Below are 21,816 nucleotides of genomic sequence, written 5' to 3' on the forward strand. Positions count from 1 at the left end.
ACAGATGTCGGAAAGCGGGGTATTCCGCGCTAAAATGCTGGGTCTTTAGAGGACGCAGCAGATGCTCAACGAACTCGAAACCTTATCTCAAAATATTGGCCGTCTGATTTCGCTGAACAAGCGCTATCACTCGGAACGGCTCGCGCTCGAGGAGCAGGTCACGCAATTGCGCGCGGACGCGGACACGGTCCGTGCGGAACTCGCGCAGCTGCGCGAAGAACGCAATGCGCTTGCGGCCGAGCGCGACACGCTGTCGGCAAAGATCGACGACGCCCAGGTCAAACTGAACGCGATCCTCGAGAAGCTGCCGCGCACGAAGAGCGTGGAGCAAGCCGACAACCAGCTCGACCTGCTGGACGGGCAGGCGCGCCCCGATAGCGACGACGCGGCCAGCCACGGAGAACATGCATGAGCACCAAGCAGATCGAAGTCTCGATTCTCGGTCAGCCGTATCGGCTCGCCTGTTCGGCCGAGACCGAAGCGGCACTGCTCGAGGCCGTCGCGCGCGTCGATGCCGAAATGTCGAAGATCCGCGCGAACAGCTCGGTGCGCGGCACCGATCGCATCGCGGTGATGGCCGCGCTGTCGCTCGCGTCCGAATTGCTGCGGCTGCAAACGAGCGTGCGGCACGGTGAAGCATTTCCGGCCGAGGAAATCCGTCGTACAATGCACCAGATGAACGAACAGCTCGGCGCTGTGCTCGCACAGCACGAGACGCAGTAACAAGCGCAGTAACGTTTGATTGTTGTGTCGATTCCCCTTGATCTCGGCGATCAACGGTGTTCAAATTGGCGCAACGAAACACAGTTTAGTCAGCTTCCCTGCCTGGTTCGCCAAGGTCATATATTCCTTGAACCAATGCCATGTGCACGGTTGCGGAAATTTGTAGCACGGGCGCGCGCGTCACTCTGTCTGATGTACCCGATGTGCTGCTAACTGCGACCAATTCTGAACCCCAGGTTCAGGATGCCGGCCTAGCGGCCAAGGCGGGGGCCTATTCAACGGCATCGGGCTTGTCCCGATGCCGTTTCCTTTTGCAACAGCCCTTTCTGCGTCGATCACGATCCATGCAATACTGGCTGATGAAGTCCGAACCGGACGAAGCAAGCATCGACGATCTCGCACACGCACCGCAGCGCTCGCTGCCATGGACCGGCGTGCGCAACTATCAGGCGCGCAACTTCATGCGCGACACGATGAAGATCGGCGACGGCGTGCTGTTCTATCACTCGAGTTGCCCCGAACCGGGCATCGCGGGCCTCGCCGAAGTTGCATCGGCGCCCTACCCCGACCCGACCCAGTTCGATCCGAAGAGCCCGTATTACGACCCGAAGTCGACGCACGAAACGCCGCGCTGGCTGCTCGTCGACGTGCGCTTCGTGAAGAAGTCGGCGCTCGTGCCGCTCGCCGCGCTGCGCGAACACGACGAGCTCGCCGACATGCGCGTGCTCGCGCGCGGCAACCGGCTGTCGATCACGCCGGTCACGCGCGCCGAATGGCGCTTCATCACCGAAAGGCTGATGAAGTAGTCGCGCATCGAAGGTCAAATCCGGTCAGAACGCGCGGCCGTCGAGGAACTCGCGGCGCGCTTGCGCAGCCTAAGCAACGGCCGTCGCCCGAACGGGCCGACGGCCGTTTTTTCGTCGCGCGGTACGCCCGCGTCGCGCACGCGCGATCCGCATGCGCGCTCTCGCACAAGGAGTCCAACAATGACCAAGAAATCCGCTCTCGCGCTGTCGCTCGCGCTCGCCGCCGCCGTGCCCGTCGCGCTGACGCTCGCGTCGCCGGCCGCACACGCACAAACCGCCAACCCGCATTTTCCGGAGCCGGCCGGCGTGCTGTCGCTGTCGTCGCAGGCGAGCGCCGACGTGCCGCAAGACATCATTCATATCACGCTGTTCTACGAACAGCAGGCCAAGGACGCCGGTAGCCTGACGGCTACGCTGAACCAGCGCGCCGACGCCGCGCTCGCGCAGGCGAAGGGCGTGTCGGGCGTCACCGCGCATACTGGTGCGTTCTCCGTCTATCCGAGCACCGATCGCGACGGCAAGATTTCCGCATGGCGCGGCCGCACGGAAGTCGTGCTCGAGTCGCGCGACTTCGCGGCCGCGTCGAAGCTCGCGGGCCAGCTGTCGAACCAGATGCAGATCGCGAACGTCGAATTCTCGCTGTCGCCCGAAGCGCAGCGCGCGGCCGAGCAGAAGCTGACGACCGAAGCGATCAAGTCGTTCCGCACACGCGCGGACGAAGCCGCGAAGGCGTTCGGCTACAGCAGCTACTCGATCCGCGACGTGAACGTCGGCGGCAGCCGCAACGTGCAGCCGTATCCGCGCATGATGGCGATGGCCGCGGCGCCGATGGACAACGCGAAGATGAGCGCGCCGATTTCCGTCGAAGGCGGCAAGGCCACCGTGTCGGTCACGGTCAACGGTTCGGTGCAGATGAAGTAAGAGACGGTTTCAAAAAGGCCCCGTGGGGCTGTTAACTTTCGCGGTGAGCTGTTAACCTCAGGCATCGGAACAACCGAGACTGAGGAGATGGCCAAGCCGATCATCGACGATGAATTGTGGACACTGATCGAGCCGTTACTGCCGCCACCCAAGCCGCGGCGCGAGAAGAACCCGGGCCGCCTGCCTGTTTCGAATCGCGCCGCGCTGACCGGCATCCTGTTCGTTCTCAAGACCGGACTACGCTGGCGCGACCTGCCGGCCGAGATGGGATGCGGCTCGGGCGTGACATGTTGGCGCCGGCTGCGCGATTGGCAAGCAGCCGGTGTCTGGGATCGCTTGCACGAGCTACTGCTCGCAAAGCTGCGCGCAGCGGACCAGATCGACTTCTCACGAGCCGCCGTCGATTCATCATCGATTCGCGCCGTTGGGGCAGGCCAAAAACTGGGCCAAACCCCACCGATCGCGCGCGACCCGGTTCCAAGCACCACATCGTCACCGACGCCAACGGTACGCCGCTCGCCGCGATCCTGACCGGCGCGAACGTCAACGACGTCACGCAATTGCTGCCGCTGATCGACGCGATTCCGCCGATCCGCGGATTGCGTGGCCACCCATTGCAGCGGCCGCGTGTGGTCTACGCGGATCGCGGTTACGACTCCGAGCGACATCGGCGCGCGTTGCGCGATCGCGGTATCGAGCCAGTGATCGCCAAGCGCCGTACCGAACATGGCAGCGGCCTTGGCAAATATCGCTGGGTCGTCGAACGCACGCATGCCTGGCTGCATCACTTCCGTCGTCTCCGTATTCGTTTCGAGCGCCGTGCAGACATTCACGGCGCGTTCCTCAAACTCGGTTGCTGTCTGATCTGCTGGAATACCCTTCGGCGGGCCGATCAGTCTTTATGAAACCGTCTCTAAGCACGAAGCAACGCGCGGCGCGCAACGCCGCGCAGATGCGAAAACGCCGGCCCTCGGGCCGGCGTTTTTCGTTCGAGCATCTGCATGCGACGAGCACGTGTGGCGAGCCCGTCGGCGTGGCGTCGCGCGTCACGCGGCACGCATGTCACGCAGCCGCATTCGCTCCACGGCGACGATACGCCCACACCAGCATCGCGATGCCGGCGACGATCATCGGCAGCGACAGCCATTGCCCCATCGACAGGCCGAGCGCGAGCAGGCCGAGGAAATCGTCGGGCTCGCGGGCGAACTCGACGGTGAAGCGCGCGAGGCCGTAACCGATCAGGAACAGCGCCGACACCGCGCCCATCGGCCGCGGCTTGCGCGAGAAGAAGAACAGCACGAAGAACAGCACGACGCCTTCGAGCGCGATTTCATAGAGCTGCGAAGGATGGCGCGGCAGCATCTGGTACTGCATGAACACGTCGGCGAGATGCCACTTCTCGACGAGCGCCGGGTGCTTCGGCAGCCATGCGGCGTCGTCGCGCATCGCGCCCGGGAACAGCATCGCCCACGGCGCGCTCGGATCGGTCACGCGGCCCCACAGCTCGCCGTTGATGAAGTTGCCGAGCCGCCCGGCCGCAAGCCCGGTCGGCACCATCGGCGCGACGAAGTCGGTCACTTGCAGCCAGTGCCGCTTGCGCTGCCATGCGAACAGGATCATCGCGAGCGTCACGCCGAGAAAGCCGCCGTGAAACGACATCCCGCCTTCCCATACCTTGAATATGTCGAGCGGGTGCGACAGGTAGAAGTCGGCCTTGTAGAACAGCACGTAGCCGAGCCGGCCGCCGAGCACGGTGCCGAGCACGCCGTAGAACATCATGTCGTCGATGTCCTTCGCGGTCCAGCCCTGCGCCGCGACGTGCGGCAGCTTCAGGCGGACCCGGCCGACGACGATCGCCGCGATGAAGCCGACGAGATACATGAGGCCGTACCAGCGCACGGCCAGCGGGCCGAGATGGATCGCTACGGGGTCGAAATTCGGGTGAATGATCATGAGTTCGCGATGAAGTTTTCGAATGCGGTACGGCTCGCACAGGGCACGCACCGCGCGTTGGACGGCGCCGACGCGCCATCGTTCGCATCGCGCGGCGACTCCGTGCACGCGTGACATCGACGAAGCGGGCGAGCACCGCGCCGACGTCACCGGTGCACCACACGAGCCGCGCGTCGACGACCGGCGCGTCGAGCACGCCGGTGCGCCGCAGGTTACGCAGCGACTGCGGCATCCGTGCGACATCCAGGCCGGCCGACACGAGGCTGACGATCGTCTGCATCTGAATCGCCTGCGGGTCGATCGGCGGGTTTGCCCGGCTGCACCGTAGCAGGCCGTAATGATGTCATAAAAGCCGGGTGCCAAACGAAGCCGGGAGATCACGCGTCGCGACGCGGCGAGGTCGGTCGAGCGCACTGGCCCTTCGGCTTCGGCTTCGTCAGCGCCGGCGGCAGGCGCCGCGCCCACCGACCTCGCCATCACGGCCACCTCGCCCGCCATACCGCAGCGCGACAACCGTCACGATACAGCGCACCGTACCTGCGACCGCGTAGCGCGCCCCGACTCGGGAAACGCGCAAAACGCGCGTTCCCTTTGCTCTTATAATGCGCGGACCGTGAAGCCGGCCGTTCGCGCCGGCGGAGGACTGCATGAAACAGACGATATCCGCCGCGCTGCTCGCGGCGCTGTTGGCGGCCGGCGCAGCGGCGGCGCACGCCGAGCCGGCCGGCGACGGGCTCGCACTCGCGCAACGCAAGAACTGCATGGCGTGCCACGCGGTCAACAAGCCACTGATGGGTCCGTCATTCCGCGACATCGCCGGCAAGTACGCGGCGCGCGCCGATGCGGCCGACTACCTCGCGCAGTCGATCGTGAAGGGCAGCGTCGGTGTGTGGAGCGGCGTGCCGATGCCCGCCAATACGCAGCTCACGAGCGCCGAAGCGCACACGCTCGCGCAATGGGTGCTGTCGCTGCGTTAACGCAATTCCGGGCACAACCCGGCGCGCGCGGCGGCGTCGTGCGACGCGGGCCGCTCCGGCACGCCGCCGCGCAGCAGGCCGCGCGCGTCATCCTAGCCGCGCAGCGCGTTACCCGAAACGACTACACACGCCGCGTGCCGGCCGCTCAGCCCGAATGACCGGCGCGGCGACGATCGATCTCTTCGTCGACCGCGTCACGCACCCATTCCATCACTTCGGTTTCCAACGCAAGCGCGACTTCGCGCGTGATCTGGCCGACCAGCCAGGCCGTGTGGTCGTGCAGCGCGTCGCGACAGCGCGCCTCGATCGCGTCGCGCCCGGCACCGGTCAAATAGTTCGTGAGCCGGTCGCGCAAACGCTCGGCGATATGCTGCGCGTCCTCGGGCGTCAGCGCCGCCGCGGCGGCGGGCGCGCCCAGCGGCGGCGGCGACGCGTCGGCCGGTCGATCCGCGAGCGCCGCGGCAGCGGCCGCAGCCGGCACGAGTGCCTGCGGCAGTGTCGCGTCGTCGAGCGGCGCCGCGGCGAGCTCGGGCTGCGACGGCGCATCGTCCGCCAGGACCGAGCGCAGCGGCGCCGGCGTGGCGGCCGCTTCCTCGGCCACCACGTGCCCGGCCGCGGCCGGTTGCGCCGGCGCATCGCTGTCGCCGGGCAGCTCGACGGTCGGCAGATACGGCGTCGGCACCGGCTCGACGATCACCGCCTCGGTGCCCACCGTGTCGTGATCGAGCGCGTCGAACGCTGCCGTTCGGCCGCGCGCAATCATGTCGTTCAGCACCGGAATGTCGGCATCGTCGCGCGATCGTGCGTCGCCCACTGACGGCGCGGCCGGCACCGGCTTGCCGGGCACCAGCACGTCGGTCAGCGTCGGGATCGAGAATGGTTCGGCTTGTGTCACGGGAACGCTCCGTCGCCGGTTTCGGCTAGCTGCCCTGCTTGTAATTGTTCAGCGCGTATCCGCGATCGCGGTAGAAGCGGTAGCGGTCGCGGCCCGCAGCCAGCTCGTCGGGCGCGTTGCCGACCACTTCGAGCAGGCGCTCGAAGCGCGCGAACTGCGCGGGCACCGTCGCGCCGAGGTTCAGCAGCACCTGATGATGCGGCGCCTGGTCGAGATCGGCGGTGAGCAGAATCGGCGTGGCGGCCGCGTGCGGGCTGTCCACGCTGCAGTGCGGGATGAAGTCGAGCGGCGAAAAGGTCCACAACCGCTCGTCGAGCGCGCGCAGGCGCGCGGCTTCGGCGAGCACGACGACCGGCTGCCCGGCCTGATAGGCCTTGCGCAGCAGCCGGCATGCATACGCGAGCGAATCGCCGACGTTCGAATGGAAATCGATTCGCGTCATTGCCCGCTCGCCCGCATCGTCGTGTGACCGGCCATCACTGCCCGGCGCGGTCGATCAGGAATTGCGCGAGCAACGGCACCGGACGGCCCGTCGCGCCCTTCGCCGCGCCGCTCTTCCATGCGGTGCCGGCGATGTCCAGGTGCGCCCACGGGTAGCTTTCGGTGAAGCGCGACAGGAAGCACGCCGCCGTCACGGCGCCGGCCGGCCGGCCGCCGATGTTCGCGATATCGGCGAAATTCGACTTCAGCTGATCCTGGTATTCGTCGTCGAGCGGCATGCGCCACGCCGCATCGTTCGCTTCGCGCGATGCGTCGAGCAGTTCGCCCGCGAGCGCATCGTCCTTCGAGAACAGGCCGCTGTTGTGGCCGCCGAGCGCGATCACGCACGCGCCCGTGAGGGTCGCCACGTCGATCACCGCGGCCGGCTTGAAGCGCTCCGCATAGGTGAGCGCGTCGCACAGGATCAGACGGCCTTCGGCGTCGGTGTTCAGCACTTCGATCGTCAGGCCCTTCATGCTCGTGACGATGTCGCCCGGCTTCGTCGCGTTGCCGCCCGGCATGTTCTCGCAGGTCGGCACGATCGCGACGACGTTGATCTTCAGGCCCATTTCGGCGACCGCACGCATCGTGCCGAGCACCGAACCGGCGCCGCACATGTCGTACTTCATCTCGTCCATGCCTTCGCCCGGCTTCAGCGAGATGCCGCCGGTGTCGAACGTGATGCCCTTGCCCACCAGCACGACCGGCGCGGCCTTCGCCGCGGCGCCCTGGTAGTGCAGCACGATGAACTGCGGCGGCTCGACGGATGCGCGCGCGACCGACAGGAACGAGCCCATCTTCAGCGCCTGGATCTGCTTGAGCCCGAGCACCTCGGCCTTCAGGCCCCAATCCTTCGCGAGCTTCTTCGCGGTGTTGCCGAGATAGGTCGGCGTGCACACGTTGCCCGGCAGATTGCCCAGATCGCGCGTGAGGTCCATCCCGTTGGCCAGCGCGACGGCCTGCTTCGCCGCGAGCTTCGCCGCCTTTTCGTCGGACGGATCGACGCTGAACACGACGCGCTTGAGCGCGTGCGACGCCGGCTCCGGCTTGCTCTTCATCTGCGTGAAGCGGTACGTTTCGTTGCGCAGCGCGAGAATCGCGGCGCGCACGCCCCAGTCGGAGCCGCGCTCGTCGACCGGCAGCTGCGCGAGCGTGAACGTGACCTGCCCGACCTTGGTCGCCAGCAGCGCGCGCCATGCGGCCGTAGCCGCATCGTTATAGGCTTTCTGATTGAAAGCATCCTGCTTGCCGAGACCGACCAGCAGCACGCGCGATGCGCCGATCCCCGAGACCTCCGGCAGGAACAGCGTCTTGCCGCGCTTGCCGTCCATGTCGCCGGCCTTCACCACGCGCGAGATCAGCCCCTTGGTGGCCGTATCGATGTCGAGCGCCGCGCCCGAAAGAGTTTGCGCCTCGAAGATGCCGAGTACGATGCAATCGGACTTCCCGGTCAGGAACCCCTTGGCCTCGCCTTTGCTCCAATCACAGCCTTTTATGCTAAAGTCCATCGCGCTTGTCCTCGGATAAAATCTGGGCTAAGGATGAAAGCCGCAATTATCCGCTATTTTTCCCGTGGCGGCGCGAGCGCTCCACCACGCGTGCGCAGCCTCCCGCCCTCTTCTCATCAAGAATGATCTTCGAACGCTCCCTCCAGCGCGAGCTTGCGTATACGGCTGGCGCCGTGTTCATGGTGCTGCTCACGATCATGCTCACGACGATGATGATCCGCATCGTCGGCTACGCCGCGTCCGGCGAAATCGATCCGCGGGACGTGCTCGTGCTGATCGGCCTGACCGTGATCGGCTATCTCGCGGTGATGCTCGTCGTCACGCTGTTCGTGTCGATCCTGTTCGTGCTGACCCGGTGGTACCGGGACTCCGAAATGGTCGTCTGGCTCGCGTCGGGCGTCAGCCTCACGCGCCTGATCAAGCCGATCGGCGTGTTCGCGACGCCGATCATCCTGCTGATCGCGTTCTTCGCGTTCGTCGGCTGGCCGTGGTCGAACCAGCAGAGCAAGATGATCAAGGCGCGCTTCCAGCAGCGCGACGAAATCTCGCTGCTCGCGCCGGGCCAGTTCCGCGAATCGGCGTCGAACCATCGCGTGTTCTTCATCGAAAAAATGTCGCCGGATCAGAGCAAGGTCCAGAACGTGTTCGTCACGTCGACGGAGAACGGCAAGGTCAACGTCGTCGTGTCGCACGCGGGCCATACCGAGACGCGCGACGGCGACCGCTTCGTCGTGCTGGAGGACGGCCGCCGCTACGACGGCACGCCGGGCCAGCCGAACTTCAAGATCATGGAGTTCCAGCGTTACGGCGTGAAGATCACGAGCACGCCGGTCACCAACGTGCCGACCACCAACAGCACGCCGACGCCGGAGCTGCTCAGCAACCCGACGCGCAACAACCTCGCCGAGTTCGCATGGCGTGCGGGGCTGCCGCTGATCGCGATCAACCTGATGGTGCTCGGCATTCCGCTGTCGTACCAGAACCCGCGCCGCAGCCGCACGATCAACCTCGTGATGGCCGTGCTGATCTACCTCACCTACTCGAACCTGCTGAACGTCGTGCAGGCGCAGATCGAGCAGGGCAAGATGTCGTTCGGCGTCGGGCTCGTCGGGCTGCATCTGGCCGTCGCGGCGATCGTCGCGGTGATCTTCTGGTTGCGCGTGCGCAATCGCCCGCTGTTTACACGCGCGCTGTTCGGCCGCTCGGGAGCATGATCGATGCGGCTCTATGAAAAGTATTTCGCGCGACAGATCTACGTCACGTTCGTCTTCATCCTGTTCGCGTTCTCGGGGCTGTTCTTCTTCTTCGACCTGATCAGCGAACTGAACTCGGTCGGCCACGGCAATTACAAGTTCGGCTACGCGGTGCTGCGCGTGGCGCTGCAGACGCCGTCGCGCTTCTACGAGATCATCCCGGTCGCCGCGCTGATCAGCGCGATCTACGTGTTCGCGCAGATGGCCGCGAGCTCGGAATTCACGATCTTCCGCGTGTCGGGCCTCGCGACCAACCAGGCGCTGCGCTCGCTGCTGAAGATCGGCGTGCCGCTCGTGATCATCACCTATCTGATCGGCGAATTCGTCGGCCCGTACGCCGACCAGCTGTCGGAGCGGGTGCGATTGCAGGCGCTCGGCGCATCGGTGTCGTCGAACTTCCAGTCGGGCGTGTGGGTGAAGGACACGCTCGCGGCGCGCGAGAACGGCGAGCAGGTCACGCGCTTCGTCAACGTCGGCAGCCTGTCGCCCGATTCGACGATCAGCAACGTGCGCATCTACGAGTTCGATTCGAAATTCCAGCTGCAGAACGTTCGGATCGCGCAGACAGGCCGCTACGAGCCGCCCGGCCACTGGCTGCTCAAGGGCGTGACGGAAACCGAACTGACGCCGATCAAGCCGATCGCCGGTCAGCCGGCCGACGCGCTGAACCCGGTGTACCGGTCGCAGCAGGTGTCGCTGCCCGAATACCGGCTGCGCTCCGATCTGACGCCGCAGATCCTGTCGGTGCTGCTCGTGTCGCCCGAACGGATGTCGCTGATCAACCTGTTCCGCTACATCCAGCATCTGCGCGAGAACCAGCAGGACACGCAGCGCTACGACATCGCGTTGTGGCGCAAGCTGCTCTACCCGTTCGCGGTGTTCGTGATGCTGGTGCTGTCGCTGCCGTTCGCGTACCTGCATACGCGCGCCGGCGTGGTGGGCGTGAAGGTGTTCGGCGGCATCATGCTCGGCATGAGCTTCCAGCTGCTCAACACGCTGTTCTCGCACATCGGCACGCTGAACACGTGGCCCGCGCCGCTCACCGCGGCAACGCCGGGCCTCATCTATCTCGCGCTCGGCCTGTTCGCGCTGAAGTGGGTCGACCGGCACTGAGCGCCGCCACGAGGGAGATCACGACATGAGTTCGCACGGCATCGTCCTGTTCGGTCACGGCGCGCGCGATCCGCGCTGGGCCGAGCCGTTCGAACGGCTCGCCGCGCGGTTGCGCGGCGCCGGCGAACCGGCCGCTCACGTGTCGCTCGCGTTCCTCGAACTGATGACGCCGTCGCTCGACGCGGCCGTCGCCGCGCAGGTCGCGGCGGGATGTGCGCGGATCACCGTGGTGCCCGTGTTCTTCGGCCAGGGCGGCCACGTGCGGCGCGACCTGCCGCAGCTGATCGACGCGTGCCGCGCCGCGCATCCGCACCTCGACATCCGCTGCGCGACGGCCGTCGGCGAGGACGACGGCGTGCTCGACGCGATCGCGCGCTACTGCATCGATCAGATCGGCCGCGACGCGTAGCCGAATCGCGGCATCCAAACAAAAAAGCGCTGGCTTCATCGAAGCCAGCGCTTTTTTTTTGCCCGGACGCCAGGTCGATTCACGCGGCGTTGCGCAACGCATCACCCTCGTTCGCGCGCGCGGCGCGTTCGGCGAACGCGTCGCCGATCATCAGCAGGCTCGGTTCGGCCGGATCGAGCCACGACTGCGCGTCGCCCGCGGCCATCTGCGCGAGCGTCAGCGTCAGCGTGCGTTCGCGCGCGGTGCTGCATGCCTCGACGATCGCCACCGGCGTCGCCGGGGCGCGGCCCGCGTCGATCAGCTGCTGCGCGATGCCCGGCGCGCTGTCGCGCCCCATGTAGTAGACGATCGAATCGGCGCGCGCGGCCTCGCGGATCTCGTCGCTGCCGGGCGCGCGGCTGTGCGTCGCGAACGCGACGCTGCGCGACACGCCGCGCAGCGTCAGCGAGCGCTTCAGCGTCGCCGCGCCGGCCAGCGCCGCGGTGATGCCCGGCACGACCTCGTAGTCGATGCCGGCTGCCTCGAGCGCGCGCATTTCTTCTTCGGCGCGACCGAACAGCATCGGGTCGCCGCCCTTCAGACGCACCACGCACGCATGCTCGCGCGCCGCATCGACGATCTGCTTGTTGATGAAGTGCTGCGCGGTCGAACGCTGGCCGCAGCGCTTGCCCACCGCGATGCGGCGCGCGTTCGGCGCGTAGTCGAGCATCGCCGGCTCGACGAGCGCGTCGTGCAGCACGACGTCGGCTTGCTCGAGCAGCCGTGCGCCGCGCACCGTGATGAGGTCCGCGGCGCCCGGCCCTGCTCCGATCAGATACACCTTGCCCATGTTTGTCGCTTCGCTAGTCGTGCCATGGCGGCTCGCGCGCCGCCGCAGAGGCGGCGCGCGGTGCCCCGCAGTGCCCGTTACGCCGAGAAGGCGCGGATCATGCCGGCGGCGACCGTGTGATGCGTCGCCTCGTCGATCAGCACGAACGCGCCCGTGCCCGGATGCGCGTCGTAGGTGTCGCAGACGATCGGCTTCTGCAGCGTCAGCGCGACGCGGCCGATGTCGTTCATCTTCAGTTCCTGACGGTCGGTCGCGTGCGACAGCGTATGCACGTCGAGCACCTCGTTGACCGCGCCGATCTTCGCGAACACCGTGCTGGTGGTCTGCTTCAGCAGGTACTTGCGCTGCGGCGACAGCGGCGTCTCGTCGAACCAGCACAGGTCCGCGTCGAGCTTCTTCGCCGGTACGACCGGCTCGGCTGCCGTCACGAACATGTCGCCGCGCGACACGTCGACGTCTTCGCCAAGGCGGATCGTGACCGTCTGGCCCGCGAACGCGTGCGGGACTGCCGCGGTGCCGCCCGGCACCGGCGCGATGATCTCGGCGATCGTCGCGGTGCGGTTCGACGGCAGCACGACGATCTCGTCGCCGACCTTCACCTCGCCCGATTCGATCCGGCCCATGTAGCCGCGGAAATCGTCGGCCGAGCTGCCGTCCTGGCGCGCGACCCACTGCACCGGGAAGCGCAGCGCGTCATGCGCCTGCGTCTCGACCGGCAGCGATTCGAGCACGTCGAGCAGCGGCTCGCCCGCGTACCAGGGCATGCGCTCGCTCGCGCCGACGATGTTGTCGCCCTTGAGCGCCGACACCGGCACGAAGCGCACGTCGGTCAGGCCGAGCTGCTGCGCGAGCGCGACGTACGCGTCGCGGATCTCGTTGAAGCGCGCTTCGCTGTAGTCGACCAGGTCCATCTTGTTGATCGCGACGATCACGTGCTGCAGCGCCAGCAGCTTGACGATCGCGCTGTGGCGTTTCGTCTGCGGCAGCAGCTGCGCGACGCCGTTCTCGATCGTCACGCGCGTCGCGTCGACCAGGATGATCGCCGCGTGTGCGGTCGACGCGCCCGTCACCATGTTGCGCGTGTACTGCTCGTGGCCCGGCGTGTCGGCGATGATGAACTTGCGCTTCGCGGTCGCGAAATAGCGGTACGCGACGTCGATCGTGATGCCCTGCTCGCGCTCGGCCTCGAGCCCGTCGGTCAGCAGCGCGAGGTCGAGCTCGTCGCCGACCGTGCGCTTGTTCTTCGCGCGCGACAGCGCGGACAGCTGGTCCGACAGCACGGCCTTGCTGTCGTACAGCAGGCGGCCGATCAGCGTGCTCTTGCCGTCGTCGACGCTGCCCGCGGTGATGAAACGCAGCACGCCGAGGTCTTCGGTGTTCTCGATGATGCTCATGATGTGAATGTCCTCGTGTGCTTCAGAAATAGCCTTGCTTCTTGCGCTGCTCCATCGCAGCTTCCGACGCCTGATCGTCCATCCGCGTCGCGCCGCGTTCAGTGATCTCGGTCACGGCCGTCTCGGCGATGATCTTCTCGACGTCGTCCGCATCGCTCTCGACCGGGCACGTGCAGCTGATGTCGCCGACCGTGCGGAAGCGCACCTGCGCGAACTCGCTCGTCTCGCCGTCACGCATCGGCGTGAGCGGCGTGACCGGCACGAGCAGCCCGTTGCGGCGCACGATCTCGCGCTGGTGCGCGTAGTAGATCGACGGCAGTTCGAGGTTTTCGCGGGCGATGTACTGCCACACGTCGAGCTCGGTCCAGTTCGAGATCGGGAACACGCGCAGGTGTTCGCCCTTGTGCAGACGCGCGTTGTACAGGCTCCACAGCTCGGGGCGCTGCGCCTTCGGGTCCCACTGGCCGAATTCGTCGCGGAACGAGAAGATGCGCTCCTTCGCACGCGCCTTCTCTTCGTCGCGGCGCGCGCCGCCGATCAGCGCCGTGTAGCCGTGCTGCTCGATCGTCTCGAGCAGCGTGACGGCCTGCGCGGCGTTGCGCGAATCGGTTTCGCGGCGCAGCACGACCGTGCCGCGCTTGATCGAATCCTCGACGTGGCCGACCACCAGCTCGGCGCCGAGCTCTTGCGCACGGCGGTCGCGGAAGTCGATCACTTCCTCGTAGTTGTGGCCCGTGTCGATGTGCACGAGCGGGAACGGCAGCGTCGTCTTGCGGTTCGCGCCGAGGCCGAATGCCTTCAGCGCGAGATGCAGCACGACGACCGAATCCTTGCCGCCCGAGAACAACAGCGCCGGCTTGCTGCATTCGGCGACCAGTTCGCGCAGGATGTGGATCGACTCGGCTTCGAGCCAGTCGAGGTGGCCCATGCGGTTGTCGGCACCGGCGGGCGGGGCAAAGGCGGATTGCTCGAGCGTCGTGCTCATGATTTCGGTCCTTCTCTTCTGGGTTCGTGCGGCCCGTTGTCGCGGGCCGCGCAATATTCGGGTTCTGGTCGGCGTTCAGTGCGCGGCGCCGGCTTCGGCGCTTGCGGGAATCGGTGTGATCGTCGTGATGTGCAGCCCGCATTCCTTGGTGTCGCGCGACTCCCACCACCAACGGCCCGCGCGGCTGTCCTCGCCGGGGCGAATCGCACGCGTACACGGCTCGCAGCCGATGCTCGGGTAACCGCGCGCGTGCAGCGGATTGACCGGCACTTCGAACGCGTTAAGGTACGCCCACACGTCGGCTTCCGTCCAGTCGGCGAGCGGGTTGTACTTCGCGATCCCACGCGATTCGTCCCTTTCTTCCTCGTGCAGCTCCGCGCGCGTCACCGACTGCTCGCGACGCTGGCCCGTGACCCACGCGCCGACGTCGGCCAGCGCGCGGTTCAGCGGCTCCACCTTGCGGATGTGGCAGCACGACTTGCGCAGCTCGACGCTGTCGTAGAACGCGTTCGCGCCGTGCTCGGCGACGTACTGATCGACCGCCTCCTGGTTCGGATGGAACTGCTCGATCTCGTAGCCGTAGCGCTCGCGCACGCGGTCGATCATGCCGAGCGTCTCCGCGTGCAGGCGGCCGGTGTTCAACGAGAAGATGCCGATCGGCACCTGCTTCGACAGGATCGCGTGCGTCAGCAGCATGTCTTCCGCGGCGAGGCTGCTCGCGAACTTGACCTTGTCGTGGCTCGCGCCGATCTGCGCGAGCAGCGCGTCGAGCCGCTCGACCTTGGCGGCCAGTTCGGGCGTGAGTGCGGTCGCGGCGCTCATGCGTTCACCTTCGCGTCGGATGCAGCCGCGCGGCGGCGGAACAGCGGCGCCGGCTCGTCGAACGCGCCCTGGTAACGCTGCGTGAATTCGCCGAACGCGTTGAGCGCGTCGTGGATGTCCTTGTCGGCACGCACCGCGAACGCGTCGAAGCCGCAGCGCGACATGTACAGCAACTGATCGCGCAGCACGTCGCCGATCGCGCGCAGCTCGCCGGTCCAGCCGTAGCGCTCGCGCAGCAGCCGCGCGATGCTGTAGCCGCGGCCGTCCGCGAACCGCGGGAAGTCGACCGCGATCAGCGAGATCGCGCCGAAGTCGGCCGCCAGTTCGGCCGGCTCGCTGTCCGGCGCGAGCCATACGCCGAGTTCGTCCTTCGTCTTCGCCGCGACGAGCGCCGCGCGCTCCGCTTGCCACAACGCGAACGGCACCAGCACCTTGCCGGCCGGCAGTGCGTCGACCGCGGGCAGCGCGCCGTCTTCCGCCGCGCGCACGACCTGCCATGCGTCGTCGATCACTGCGCGGTTCTTGATAATCGAAGCCATCTGCAAATTCCTTCTAGCCGGTGGGTTAGGCGTTCACTGCCTGGCGCGCCGCATAAACGCGCTCCTTGAACGGCGCGATGCCGATGCGGTCGTACGTGTCGATGAAGCGCTCGCCGTCGGCGCGCGCATCGACGAACGTGTCGATCAGCTTCGCGATCACGTCGGGCACTTCGTCGGCGGAGAACGACGGCCCGATCACGCGGCCGAGGCGCGCGCCGTTCTGGCCCGTGCCCTGCTCGCCGCCGAGCGACACCTGGTACCACTCGGCGCCGTCCTTGTCGACGCCGAGGATGCCGATGTTGCCGACGTGATGGTGACCGCACGAGTTCATGCAACCGGAGATGTTCAGCGACAGGTCGCCGAGGTCGTACACGTAGTCGAGATCGTCGAAACGCTGCTGGATCGCCAGCGCGATCGGGATCGACTTCGCGTTCGCGAGCGAGCAGAAGTCGCCGCCCGGGCACGCGATGATGTCGGTCAGCAGCCCGATGTTCGGCGTCGCGAAGCCGGCCGCCTTCGCCTTTTCCCACAGCGCGAACAGGTCGCGCTTCTTCACGTTGGCCAGAATCAGGTTCTGCTCGTGCGACACGCGCACTTCGCCGAACGAGTACGCGTCGGCCCATTCGGCCACTTGATCCATCTGCTCGGCGCTCGCGTCGCCCGGCGCGACGCGGTGATCCTTCAGCGACAGCGTGACCGCCGCATAGCCGGCCACCTTGTGCGGCGCGACGTTGCGCTCGACCCAGCGCGCGAACGCCTTGTTCTCGAGCAGGTGCTGTTCGAACGACGCGTCGGTGTCGGCCAGCTTCTCGTAGACGGGCGGCGCGAAATACTGCGACACGCGGTCGAGTTCGGCCTGCGTCAACGTGGACGGGCCGTCCTTCAGGTGCTGCCACTCTTCTTCGACCTGCTGCGCGAACTTCGCCGGCGACAGCGCCTTCACGAGGATCTTGATCCGCGCCTTGTACAGGTTGTCGCGGCGGCCGTAGCGGTTGTACACGCGCAGCACGGCTTCGCAGTACGTCAGCAGATGCTGCCACGGCAGATCTTCCTTGATCACCGCGCCGACGATCGGCGTGCGGCCGAGGCCGCCGCCCGCGAGGATGCTCGCGACCACCTCGCCCTGCGCGTTCTTCTTCAGATAGACGCCGAGGTCGTGGATCTGCACGGCCGCGCGGTCGTCGTGCGAGCCGGACACCGCGATCTTGAACTTGCGCGGCAACCACGCGAATTCGGGATGGAACGTCGACCACTGACGCAGGATCTCGGCCCACGGACGCGGATCGATCTCCTCGTCCTGCGCGACGCCGGCGAACTGGTCGGCCGTGATGTTGCGGATGCAGTTGCCCGACGTCTGGATCGCGTGCATCTGCACCGAGGCGAGCTTCGCGAGGATCTCGGGCGTGTCTTCGAGCTCGACCCAGTTGAACTGGATGTTCGAGCGGGTCGAGAAGTGACCGTAGCCGCGGTCGTGCTCGCGGGCGATGCGCGCCAGCATGCGGAGCTGGTTGCTGCGCAGGTTGCCGTACGGAATCGCGATGCGGTGCATGTACGCGTGGCGCTGCATGTACAGGCCGTTCTGCAGGCGCAGCGGACGGAATTCGTCTTCGCTCAACTCGCCCGACAGGCGGCGGCGCACCTGATCGCGGTACTGTGCGACACGCTCGTCGACGATCGTCTGGTCGTACTGGTCGTACTGATACATTCGGGGACCCCAGGGTGTTCGTGGTGACCGCGCGACGTCCTAGCCACGTCGCGCCCGAATCTCTGTTTCGCCGCTCCGGCCGGCCTTCCGCTGCCCGGCTGGATTGCTAATGACGAAAACAGATATCCATATTTGAAAAACTCCGGTGAATCGTAATAAACTCGCCTTATATTTCAAACGACTAAAAAATTCTGTTGATATGCGGAAGGGTTATAAATGAACCTGCACCAATTTCGCTTCGTGCGCGAGGCCGTCCGGCAGAATTTCAACCTCACCGAGGCCGCCAAGGCGCTCTATACGTCGCAGCCGGGGGTGTCGAAGGCGATCATCGAGCTGGAGGACGAGCTCGGCGTCGAGATCTTCACCCGCCACGGCAAGCGGGTTCGCTCGCTCACCGAGCCGGGCAGAATCATACTCGCGTCGGTCGAGCGGATCCTGCAGGAAGTCGAGAGCCTCAAAAGGGTCGGAAAGGACTACGCCGCGCAGGACCAGGGCAACCTGACCATCGCCGCCACGCACACGCAGGCGCGCTATTCGCTGCCGGCCGCGATCGCCGAATTCAAGAAGCGCTTCCCGAAGGTGCATCTGTCGATCCTGCAGGGCAGCCCGACGCAGGTCGCCGAGATGGTCATCCACGACCAGGCCGACCTCGCGATCGCGACCGAGGCGATCTCCGACTACAAGGAGCTCGTGTCGCTGCCGTGCTTCCAGTGGCATCACGCGGCCGTGGTGCCGGCCGACCATCCGCTGCTCGAGCGCAAGCCGATCACGCTCGACGACCTCGCGCAGTATCCGCTGATCACGTATGACAACGCGTTCGCCGGCCGCAAGAAGATCAACCATGCGTTCGCGCTGCGCGGGCTATCGCCGGACATCGTGCTCGAGGCGATCGACGCCGACGTGATCAAGACCTACGTCGAGCTCGGGCTGGGCGTCGGGATCATGGCCGACATCGCGTTCAATCCGGAGCGCGACCGCAACCTGCGGCTGATTCCGGTCGGCCATCTGTTCGGCAGCAACGTGACGCGCGTCGCGCTCAAGCAGGGCGCGTACCTGCGCAGCTATGTGTATACGCTCGTCGAGCTGCTGTCGCCGACGCTGAACCGCAAGCTGATCGAGCAGGCGCTCAAGGGCGAAGCCGAATCGTACGAGCTTTGACACACGCGGTATGAACGCGGGGGCACGGTTCGATATCGCGCCCCTTTTGGTTGCCCGATGCAGATGGAGACTTCCGCATGACGCTTCCCGCCCTGTTGCGCCGCGCCGCTGCCGGCGCCCTGTTGCTCGGCTGCGCGGCCGCGCATGCCGACCTGAAGGTCGGCGTCGACCTGTCGTCGACCGGCCCGGCCGCCGCGATCGGCATCACCAGCAAGAACGCGATCCTGATGTGGCCGAAGACGATCGCCGGCCAGCCGGTGCAGCTGACGGTGCTCGACGATGCGTCCGATCCGGGCGCGGCCGTGCGCAATATCCGCAAGCTGGTCGTCGAGGATCACGTCGACGTCGTGGTCGGGCCGAACATCACGCCGGCCGCGCTTGCGGCGCTGGACGCGGTGGCCGCGTCGCAAACGCCGATGATTACGCTGGTCGGCTCGGGCGCGATCGTCGAGCCGCAGGAAGGCGCGCGCACCTGGGCGTTCAAGATGGCGCAGAGCGACAGCGCGATGGCCGACGTGATGACGCGCTACATGGCCAATCACGGCGTGAAGACGGTCGGCTTCATCGGCTTCGCGGACAGCTATGGCGACAGCTGGCTGAACGAGTTCACGCGCTTCGCCGAGATCCGCAAGATCCGCGTGATCGCGACCGAGCGCTTCAACCGGACCGACGCGAGCGTGACCGGGCAGGCGCTGAAGCTGATCGCGGCGAAACCGGATGCCGTCCTGATCGCGGGCTCGGGCACGCCGGCCGTGCTGCCGCAGCGCACGCTGATCGAGCGCGGCTACAAGGGCGCGATCTACCAGACGCACGGAATCGCGACGCCGGAATTCATCCGGCTCGGCGGCAAGGACGTGGAAGGCACGCTGTTCCCGACGCAGCCGGTCGTCGTCGCCCGCACGTTGCCGGCCGACGACCCGGCGCGCAAGGCGGCGCTGGCGTTCGTCGATGCATATGAAGCGCGCTACGGCGCGGGCACGGTCACGCAGTTCGCGGGCGACGCGGCCGGCGTGTATCCGCGCCTCGCGGACGCGGTCGGCCGCGCGCTGAAGGCGGCGCAGCCGGGCACGCCGGCGTTCCGGACGGCGCTGCGGCGCGAACTCGAACGGGCGCACGAGCTGGTCGTGCCGAACGGCGTCGTCAACACGAGCGACAAGGACCACGTCGGACTCGATCAGCGCGCGAGCGTGATGGGGATCGTGAAACAGGGCCGGTTCGTCTACCTGAGCCGGTAACGGGCGGCGCGGCGCGCCGATGGCTTGCCCGGCACCCCATTTTCCGCCATAATCCGCGTTTCGCCGCGCAGCATCGCTGGTGCGGCAACGATCACAAGCCCAGGTGGTGAAATTGGTAGACGCAGGGGACTCAAAATCCCCCGCCGCAAGGCGTGCCGGTTCGATTCCGGCCCTGGGCACCAGTCTTTCGCAGCGTCGTGCGCTGCGTCTGTCGACACCCGCGCAAGCTCGCCGCTTCGCGGGTTTTTTGTTGGTGCCGCGCGTTCCGCAGCGCATCGGCTAACCGGCGGCGGCCAGCCGCCCGGTGCGCTCAGACCATCAGCTCGCGGACGAAGTCCAGAAACACCCTCACCTTCGCCGAAACGAGATTCGACGCATGGTGATACGCGTAAAGCGGGAAAGTCTCGTCCGCCCACTCGGGCAACAACTGCACCAACCTTCCGTCGGCCAGGACGTCCCGCGCATAGAGTTCGAGCAACTGCGCAATGCCGACGCCGCCCAGGCACGCGCCGAGCAGTCCGCCCGTATCGTTCACCGTCAGCCTGCCGACGGCGTCGACCGGCACGACTTCGTTGCCGCGATGAAACTCCCATTCATACGGCCGCCCGGTCACCGGATCGCGGATCAGCACGCACCGGTGACCGTCAGCGAGATCCCGCGGGTGCAGCGGTTCGCCATGACGCGCGATGTAGGCCGCCGACGCGCACGTCAGCACGCGCGTCTCGAGCAGCAATCGCGCGCGATATGACGACGGCTCCGGGATGCCGAAGCGCACGGCCACGTCGAAGCCGTCCGCGACGAGGTCGCCCATCCGGTCGCGCACACTGATCTCGACCGACAGCTCCGGATAACGATCGAGAAATTCCGCCATCCGCGGCGCCAGCACGTAGTGGCCGAACGTGCCGTCCACATTGACCCGCAGCCGCCCTCTCACGCGCGCCTTCGACTGACCGGCGTCGAGCGCCGCCTCCTCGATGCCGGCCAGCAGCGGCGCGACCGTCTCGTAGAAGCGCCGCCCTTCGTCGGTCAGCGTGATCGCACGCGCCGTCCGGTTGAAGATCCGGATCCCGACGCGCTCCTCCAGCCGCGCCACCGCACGGCTCACCGCCGGCTGCGTCAATCCCATCGCCTCGCCCGCCCGCGCGAAGGTACCCGCCTCGATCACCGCGGAGAGCACGCCGATACCGCTGAGCAATCTGCTGTCGAATCCCATGAGACATACTTTCAGTCATTCATTGACTGATCATTATTCATTATTTTTATTTATCGAGGAAGCCTACAGTGGTCCTGTCGCCGGATCGAACGGCACTCATCCACTCGACAGGAGCAGAACATGAGCACATCGGAACAGGTCGCCATCGTCACAGGTTCGTCGCGCGGCATCGGCGCGGAAATCGCGCGCCAACTCGCCCGGGACGGCTTCCGGGTCGTCGTCGACTATGCCGGGAGCGCCGGCCCGGCCCGCGAAGTGGTCGACGCGATCATCGCCGACGACGGTCAGGCGATCGCCGTGCAGGCGAACGTCGCCGATCCGGCCGCCGTCACCGCGCTGTTCGACGCGGCCCGCGATGCCTTCGGCGGGATCGACGTGGTGGTGAACTCGGCGGGCGTGATGAAGCTCGCGGCGATCGCCGAGTTCGACGATGCGGTGTTCGACAACACGTTCGCGATCAACGTGAAGGGCACGTTCAACGTATGCCGCGCGGCAGCGCAGCGCGTGCGCGACGGCGGCCGGATCGTCAACCTGTCGACCAGCGTGATCGGGATGCGCATGCCGACCTACGGGCTGTACGTCGCGAGCAAGGCGGCGGTCGAAAGCATGACGCAGGTGCTCGCCCAGGAAATGCGCGGGCGCGGCATCCGCGTGAACGCCGTCGCGCCGGGACCGGTCGCGACCGAGTTGTTCCTGCAGGGCAAGAGCCCCGAACTTATCGATCGGCTCGCGAAGCTGAACCCGCTCGAGCGGCTCGGCCAGCCCGACGACATCGCGCGCGTCGTCGCGTTCCTCGCCGGCCCGGACGGCGCGTGGATCAACGGCCAGATCCTGCGCGCCAACGGCGGCATGTGCTGACGGACCGCTCGCCGCCCCCTCATCTTTCCGCCAGGAGATT

At 66.7% G+C, this 21,816-nt stretch carries 23 protein-coding genes, 1 tRNA gene, 1 other RNA gene and 1 pseudogene; 14 read left to right on the forward strand and 12 right to left on the reverse strand.

Translation table 11 applies throughout. The features are described from left to right. The first annotated feature begins 61 nt into the window (after positions 1-61). The 6 genes from MYA_RS10900 to MYA_RS29660 all read left to right on the forward strand — a co-directional run bounded on the left by MYA_RS10900 (position 62) and on the right by MYA_RS29660 (position 3,355). The gene (locus tag MYA_RS10900; protein ID WP_011885729.1) at positions 62-412 is read left to right on the forward strand and encodes a hypothetical protein; all 351 of its coding nucleotides are present in this window, start codon (positions 62-64) and stop codon (positions 410-412) included. Continuing rightward, positions 409-723 carry a cell division protein ZapA gene (locus tag MYA_RS10905; RefSeq protein ID WP_011885730.1) on the forward strand — a complete coding sequence of 105 codons (315 nt, stop codon included), beginning with the start codon at positions 409-411 and terminating at the stop codon, positions 721-723. The genes MYA_RS10900 and MYA_RS10905 overlap by 4 nt, the downstream gene beginning before the upstream one ends. A 92-nt stretch (positions 724-815) precedes the next feature. Beyond that, positions 816-997: non-coding RNA, 6S RNA (ssrS, locus tag MYA_RS29655), on the forward strand. 70 nt (positions 998-1,067) lie between these two features. After that, the gene (locus tag MYA_RS10910) at positions 1,068-1,529 is read left to right on the forward strand and encodes an EVE domain-containing protein (RefSeq protein ID WP_011885731.1); all 462 of its coding nucleotides are present in this window, start codon (positions 1,068-1,070) and stop codon (positions 1,527-1,529) included. Between the two features lie 180 nt (positions 1,530-1,709). Next, positions 1,710-2,450, forward strand: coding sequence for an SIMPL domain-containing protein (locus MYA_RS10915; protein WP_011885732.1), 741 nt, complete (start codon positions 1,710-1,712; stop codon positions 2,448-2,450). 87 nt (positions 2,451-2,537) lie between these two features. Then, positions 2,538-3,355 (forward strand): IS5-like element IS402 family transposase gene (locus MYA_RS29660; protein WP_085954470.1). Its coding sequence is split into 2 segments (ribosomal slippage): positions 2,538-2,886 and positions 2,886-3,355, totalling 819 coding nucleotides; the frame shifts between segments, so codons are not numbered across the junction. Between the two features lie 157 nt (positions 3,356-3,512). Here the strand turns inward: MYA_RS29660 and lgt are convergent. Together lgt and MYA_RS32115 are read right to left on the reverse strand one after the other, a co-directional pair. Further along, complete coding sequence (gene lgt / locus MYA_RS10920) at positions 3,513-4,403, reverse strand: prolipoprotein diacylglyceryl transferase (protein ID WP_034192612.1); 891 nt, start codon at positions 4,401-4,403, stop codon at positions 3,513-3,515. Between the two features lie 88 nt (positions 4,404-4,491). Beyond that, positions 4,492-4,889 (reverse strand): annotated as a pseudogene (locus tag MYA_RS32115) (LysR family transcriptional regulator); the annotation flags it as partial. A 161-nt stretch (positions 4,890-5,050) separates the two neighbouring features. On the opposite strand from MYA_RS32115, the gene MYA_RS10925 reads away from it, so the two are divergent. After that, positions 5,051-5,380 carry a c-type cytochrome gene (locus MYA_RS10925; RefSeq protein WP_011885733.1) on the forward strand — a complete coding sequence of 110 codons (330 nt, stop codon included), beginning with the start codon at positions 5,051-5,053 and terminating at the stop codon, positions 5,378-5,380. Between the two features lie 145 nt (positions 5,381-5,525). Here the strand turns inward: MYA_RS10925 and MYA_RS10930 are convergent, their stop codons facing one another. Genes MYA_RS10930 through MYA_RS10940 form a run of 3 tightly spaced genes read right to left on the reverse strand, consistent with a single transcriptional unit; the run spans position 5,526 to position 8,263 of the window. Then, the gene (locus MYA_RS10930; protein WP_011885734.1) at positions 5,526-6,275 is read right to left on the reverse strand and encodes a DUF2486 family protein; all 750 of its coding nucleotides are present in this window, start codon (positions 6,273-6,275) and stop codon (positions 5,526-5,528) included. Positions 6,276-6,300: 25 nt separating this feature from the next. Continuing rightward, the gene (locus tag MYA_RS10935; RefSeq protein ID WP_011885735.1) at positions 6,301-6,717 is read right to left on the reverse strand and encodes a DNA polymerase III subunit chi; all 417 of its coding nucleotides are present in this window, start codon (positions 6,715-6,717) and stop codon (positions 6,301-6,303) included. A gap of 34 nt (positions 6,718-6,751) precedes the next feature. Continuing rightward, positions 6,752-8,263: a leucyl aminopeptidase gene (locus MYA_RS10940; RefSeq protein ID WP_011885736.1), complete on the reverse strand. Its 1,512-nt coding sequence runs from the start codon at positions 8,261-8,263 to the stop codon at positions 6,752-6,754. A gap of 122 nt (positions 8,264-8,385) precedes the next feature. On the opposite strand from MYA_RS10940, the gene lptF reads away from it, so the two are divergent. The 3 genes from lptF to MYA_RS10955 are packed head-to-tail and all read left to right on the forward strand — an operon-like array spanning position 8,386 to position 11,038. Continuing rightward, on the forward strand, positions 8,386-9,477 hold the full coding sequence (gene lptF / locus MYA_RS10945) for an LPS export ABC transporter permease LptF (RefSeq protein WP_011885737.1): 1,092 nt from the start codon (positions 8,386-8,388) through the stop codon (positions 9,475-9,477). Between the two features lie 3 nt (positions 9,478-9,480). After that, a complete protein-coding gene (gene lptG / locus MYA_RS10950) occupies positions 9,481-10,629 on the forward strand; it encodes an LPS export ABC transporter permease LptG (protein ID WP_011885738.1) in 1,149 nt (382 codons plus the stop codon). 25 nt (positions 10,630-10,654) lie between these two features. Continuing rightward, positions 10,655-11,038 (forward strand): sirohydrochlorin chelatase, encoded by a 384-nt coding sequence (locus tag MYA_RS10955; RefSeq protein WP_014723476.1) that lies wholly within the window; start codon positions 10,655-10,657, stop codon positions 11,036-11,038. Positions 11,039-11,117: 79 nt separating this feature from the next. On the opposite strand, the gene cobA is transcribed toward MYA_RS10955, so the two are convergent. From cobA to MYA_RS10985, 6 genes are all read right to left on the reverse strand, one after another. Further along, the gene (cobA, locus tag MYA_RS10960) at positions 11,118-11,867 is read right to left on the reverse strand and encodes a uroporphyrinogen-III C-methyltransferase (RefSeq protein ID WP_011885740.1); all 750 of its coding nucleotides are present in this window, start codon (positions 11,865-11,867) and stop codon (positions 11,118-11,120) included. A gap of 77 nt (positions 11,868-11,944) precedes the next feature. Beyond that, positions 11,945-13,261: a sulfate adenylyltransferase subunit 1 gene (locus tag MYA_RS10965; RefSeq protein WP_011885741.1), complete on the reverse strand. Its 1,317-nt coding sequence runs from the start codon at positions 13,259-13,261 to the stop codon at positions 11,945-11,947. 22 nt (positions 13,262-13,283) lie between these two features. Beyond that, entirely contained in the window at positions 13,284-14,246 is a 963-nt protein-coding gene (cysD, locus tag MYA_RS10970; protein WP_014723477.1) for a sulfate adenylyltransferase subunit CysD, read from the reverse strand. A gap of 75 nt (positions 14,247-14,321) precedes the next feature. Then, on the reverse strand, positions 14,322-15,068 hold the full coding sequence (locus tag MYA_RS10975; RefSeq protein WP_014723478.1) for a phosphoadenylyl-sulfate reductase: 747 nt from the start codon (positions 15,066-15,068) through the stop codon (positions 14,322-14,324). After that, a complete protein-coding gene (locus tag MYA_RS10980; RefSeq protein ID WP_011885744.1) occupies positions 15,065-15,607 on the reverse strand; it encodes a DUF934 domain-containing protein in 543 nt (180 codons plus the stop codon). Before MYA_RS10980 ends, MYA_RS10975 begins: the two co-directional genes overlap by 4 nt. 25 nt (positions 15,608-15,632) lie before the next feature. Beyond that, positions 15,633-17,312, reverse strand: coding sequence for a nitrite/sulfite reductase (locus MYA_RS10985; protein WP_011885745.1), 1,680 nt, complete (start codon positions 17,310-17,312; stop codon positions 15,633-15,635). A 216-nt stretch (positions 17,313-17,528) separates the two neighbouring features. On the opposite strand from MYA_RS10985, the gene MYA_RS10990 reads away from it, so the two are divergent. The 3 genes from MYA_RS10990 (at position 17,529) to MYA_RS11000 (ending at position 19,887) form a co-directional block, all read left to right on the forward strand. Further along, a complete protein-coding gene (locus tag MYA_RS10990) occupies positions 17,529-18,470 on the forward strand; it encodes a CysB family HTH-type transcriptional regulator (protein WP_014723479.1) in 942 nt (313 codons plus the stop codon). Positions 18,471-18,547: 77 nt separating this feature from the next. Further along, positions 18,548-19,705 (forward strand): ABC transporter substrate-binding protein, encoded by a 1,158-nt coding sequence (locus tag MYA_RS10995; protein ID WP_014723480.1) that lies wholly within the window; start codon positions 18,548-18,550, stop codon positions 19,703-19,705. Between the two features lie 97 nt (positions 19,706-19,802). Next, positions 19,803-19,887 (forward strand) — tRNA-Leu (locus MYA_RS11000). A gap of 128 nt (positions 19,888-20,015) precedes the next feature. Here the strand turns inward: MYA_RS11000 and MYA_RS11005 are convergent. Then, on the reverse strand, positions 20,016-20,918 hold the full coding sequence (locus MYA_RS11005) for a LysR family transcriptional regulator (protein ID WP_034192619.1): 903 nt from the start codon (positions 20,916-20,918) through the stop codon (positions 20,016-20,018). A 120-nt stretch (positions 20,919-21,038) separates the two neighbouring features. On the opposite strand from MYA_RS11005, the gene MYA_RS11010 reads away from it, so the two are divergent. Next, positions 21,039-21,776, forward strand: a complete 738-nt coding sequence (locus MYA_RS11010; RefSeq protein ID WP_014723481.1) for an SDR family oxidoreductase — start codon at positions 21,039-21,041, stop codon at positions 21,774-21,776. Positions 21,777-21,816: the final 40 nt, after the last annotated feature.

Source organism: Burkholderia sp. KJ006 (genome assembly GCF_000262695.1).
In the GTDB taxonomy this organism is placed as follows: domain Bacteria; phylum Pseudomonadota; class Gammaproteobacteria; order Burkholderiales; family Burkholderiaceae; genus Burkholderia; species Burkholderia vietnamiensis.